Origin of the sequence: Shewanella sp. TC10, from assembly GCF_009663145.1 — a bacterium.
Classification (GTDB): Bacteria; Pseudomonadota; Gammaproteobacteria; order Enterobacterales; family Shewanellaceae; genus Shewanella.
Genome location: NZ_VKHR01000105.1, coordinates 1 through 3,632, shown reverse-complemented (window position 1 = coordinate 3,632; position 3,632 = coordinate 1). Strand labels below are relative to the sequence as shown.

Below are 3,632 nucleotides of genomic sequence, written 5' to 3'. Positions count from 1 at the left end.
TATCGCAAAGTCTGTTTTTCATTTTGTTGGCGTTAATAAAGCCGGAAAGCTTGTCAAAAAGAAGATAATTAAGCGAAWWKAGGTTGCGAACTTAGGTTCAAGCATTCCTAGCTTACGTGCTTCAGTCACTGCCGCCATAATGTCCATCTCTGCAATCTTATCAAGATAATCAACACTTTCGATGACATAATAAATTGGCTGCATGATATCGATGCGATACGGCGTTCTTAATACTTCAATTAAATCAAACGGCTTACGTTCAGGCTCGTCACTTAATGCATATAAGGTCTCGCCTGGCGAGCTTAAAATTCCGCCACCGTAAATATTCAACTCACCGTCATCACCTTTTACTAAACCAAACTCTACGGTAAACCAATAAAGTCGAGCCAAATAAACTCTTTCTTCTTTCGAAGCAGCAAGACCCAACTGCCCATAAATATGGGAAAAGTGTGCAAAAGAAGGATTGGTTAATAACGGACAATGACCAAAAATTTCGTGAAAAATATCAGGCTCTTGTAGGTAATCAAATTCTTCTTTAGTTCGAATAAATGTGGCTACAGGAAACTGCTTATTCGCCAATAACTCGAAGAACTTCCCAAATGAGATAAGCGCAGGCACACCTTCGGTTTTCCAACCTGTCGCTTCAACCAGCACTTTATCAATTTCATTTAATTGTGGTACCCGATTACTTGGCATAGCCAAGGCATCCAAGCCTTTCATGTAGGCTTCACAAGCTCTGCCTGGCATATTGATAGCTTGGCGTTGATACAGCTCATGCCATACATCATGCTCTTCATCTGTGTATTGAATATAACCCTGACTATCAGGAATTTTTGCTGTGTAATTTGTTGCTTTGCTCATAAGTGTCACTTTACGTAAACTTCTCTCCCTTCATAGTGTGCTAAGGTTTTAAATTTGTTAACAACCTCGAGGTTTATTCTTGTGTCATGTGTTAGTGATAAACGTAAACTTTTCACTACAAAGCGAATTATTTATGACTTATCGTATTTAAAATCAGAAACTTAAAACGTAGTTAATGTTTGACGATTATGTCCACGTGTCAAAATGAACCTAATAGAAATGAGTCTGCACGCGTAGATTTATAGACAAATTTAATAATAAACAACAAATGTTATAATCAGGCCCATAAGTTAAGTACAATAAGTCCAGTACAAATAAGTTCAGTACAATAAGTTAAGGAAAGACCATGGCAATTTTAGTAACAGGCGGTGCAGGATATATTGGTAGCCATACTGTTGTTGAACTTTTAAATGCCGAACAGCAAGTTATCGTGCTAGATAATCTCTCTAACGCTAACGTCAATGCCTTAAAACGCATCGAAAATATCACCAATAAAACATGCGTCTTTTATCAAGGAAGTGTGCTTAACAAAGCGCTATTACATAAAATTTTTACTGATCATCAAATTGAATCGGTGATTCATTTTGCAGGCTTGAAAGCCGTAGGTGAGTCAGTCAATAAGCCTTTGCAGTATTATGAAACCAATGTCACTGGTACCATTATATTATGCCAAGTCATGGCTGAACACGGTGTAAAGCAGCTGGTTTTTAGCTCTTCGGCAACCGTTTACGGCGTCCCTGACAGCTTACCTATTAGGGAAAACTTCACCACAGGCGCGACTAACCCATACGGGCAATCAAAGTTAATGGTTGAGCAATTATTAACTGATTTACACATCGCTGATAAGCAATGGAATATTGCGGTACTCAGGTATTTTAATCCTGTAGGGGCTCACGAAAGCGGATTAATTGGTGAAGATCCTAGCGACACTCCCAATAATTTAATGCCCTACATATGCCAAGTAGCTGTTGGAAAACTGCCTGAACTGCAGATTTTTGGCAATGACTATTTAACCCCTGATGGCACAGGCGTAAGAGACTACATCCATGTTGTCGACCTTGCCCAAGGCCACTTAAAAGCATTACAGAAATTATCAACGCGGCCAGGTATTGTGACTTATAACTTAGGTACAGGTCGTGGTTATAGCGTCATTGAAATCATCAAAGCTTTTGAACAGGCCAGTGGAAAACAAATTCCTTATCGTTTCAGTGCTCGTCGCGATGGCGATCTAGCTGCATACTTTGCCGATTCAAGCCTTGCTTATGAAGAGCTAAATTGGCAACCATTGCACTCGCTTGAGTCTATGGTTGAAAGTAGTTGGTTGTGGCAATCTAAAAACCCTAATGGCTATAATGACTGACAGGCTTTAATGACCAACAAGCTTTAATGAAAGGGCCTGTTGAAATAATCATCTAGCTTACATAATCATCCAGTCTAAATATCAGTGTCACCGGAAAACATATGAGCCAATCAATAAATCACAGTCGTAGAAATTTGTTTCGTCGTAAAAAGTTTGATGCTCAAAGACCCCCATGGGTAAAGACAGACATAGAATTCACCGACGAATGTACTCGTTGTAACGCCTGCGTAGATGCATGCGAAACTAAAGTGCTCGTTAAAGGGGATGGTGGCTTTCCTGAAATTAAATTTACCGAAGACGAGTGCACTTTTTGTCAGCAATGCGCCACTGTATGTAAAGAGCCTATTTTCGACCTCACACAAGTTGAACCATGGTCAATTAACGCCGTCGTTAACGATACTTGCTTAACGTACAAAGGTGTTTGGTGTCAAAGCTGCAAGGATGCCTGCGATCCTGGCGCTATCAGTTTTAAAATGGCCGTTGGTCAAATCCCTAAGCCGATAGTTGATATTGATGCATGCACAGGTTGCGGGGCTTGCGTTGCACCTTGCCCTACTGTGTCAATTAGTATTAATCAGTCAAAAAATGGCGAATAGTGGCAGTTTATTCTGCTTGAAGTCAGAAAAAGTTATTGGCGTCAAAATATAATGGTTTTTTTTGATTTTATTTGCCGTTATATTAATTGTTAAATTTTATAATAAAGCCATTTCGGTCGCTTATTTATAGTGGACTAATTTGCGAAAAAAGAGAGCCTACATGTTTAGTAAAAAAAGCCCTAACAGTAACTTAAGTTTCATCGCTAATGATTGTGAATTAACGGGTAATATTAAAGTGGCTGGAGATGTACTCATCGCTGGTAAAATCAATGGTGAAATACGTGCATCAGGCAATATAACAGTAGAACCTTCTGGCGTGGTAACGGGTGGCGTGGTTTGTGTTGAAGCCACAGTATCTGGCTTAATGACTGGCAATATCACTTGTGAAAAACTATCCATAACCAATACAGGCACATTCGATGGTGAAGTGTACAGTAAACGTATGGAAATCTTAGATAACGGCCAATTTATTGGTTACCGCAAAGCTTACGATGAGAGCCTAGAGCACAATAGCCTTCTTAATGAAAAAGTTGTTAGCCCAAGCGCTGAAGCATCTGTAGACAATCCTCAGCTTTCTGCTGTAAATGTATAGACTCCTGTAGCGTTAATCTTCTTTTAAAAGATGTTCTTGTTGCCACTCGCGTAATAACTCAACAAATTCTGCGGGTGGCCTATCAAGGCTATCAATCGAAACATACAGATGAAAGCCTAAATGACTCTCTAGTGTCTGGCATCGATGACCGAACATCGCAAGTACTCCTCGATACCTATCGCCATTGACGACAAGTGGCGTAAACTCCGCTCCTAAGTAGGTK

Annotated in this window: 4 protein-coding genes and 1 pseudogene; 3 read left to right on the top strand and 2 right to left on the bottom strand. The window is 39.9% G+C overall.

Annotation, left to right across the window (positions count from 1 at the left end; all coding sequences use genetic code 11):
- Positions 1–87 precede the first annotated feature (87 nt).
- A pseudogene (gene phhA, locus FNZ24_RS21160) lies at positions 88–861 on the bottom strand (phenylalanine 4-monooxygenase); the annotation flags it as partial.
- A gap of 346 nt (positions 862–1,207) precedes the next feature.
- On the opposite strand from phhA, the gene galE reads away from it, so the two are divergent.
- The 3 genes from galE to FNZ24_RS21145 all read left to right on the top strand — a co-directional run bounded on the left by galE (position 1,208) and on the right by FNZ24_RS21145 (position 3,409).
- Positions 1,208–2,221, top strand: coding sequence for a UDP-glucose 4-epimerase GalE (galE, locus tag FNZ24_RS21155; RefSeq protein WP_153916776.1), 1,014 nt, complete (start codon positions 1,208–1,210; stop codon positions 2,219–2,221).
- 101 nt (positions 2,222–2,322) lie between these two features.
- Complete coding sequence (gene napF, locus FNZ24_RS21150; protein WP_153916774.1) at positions 2,323–2,817, top strand: ferredoxin-type protein NapF; 495 nt, start codon at positions 2,323–2,325, stop codon at positions 2,815–2,817.
- 160 nt (positions 2,818–2,977) lie between these two features.
- A complete protein-coding gene (locus tag FNZ24_RS21145; RefSeq protein WP_153916773.1) occupies positions 2,978–3,409 on the top strand; it encodes a bactofilin family protein in 432 nt (143 codons plus the stop codon).
- 12 nt (positions 3,410–3,421) lie between these two features.
- Here FNZ24_RS21145 and FNZ24_RS21140 read toward each other — a convergent pair.
- Positions 3,422–3,632: DUF2982 domain-containing protein (locus FNZ24_RS21140; RefSeq protein WP_153916771.1), on the bottom strand; the 211-nt coding region annotated here is incomplete at its 5' end.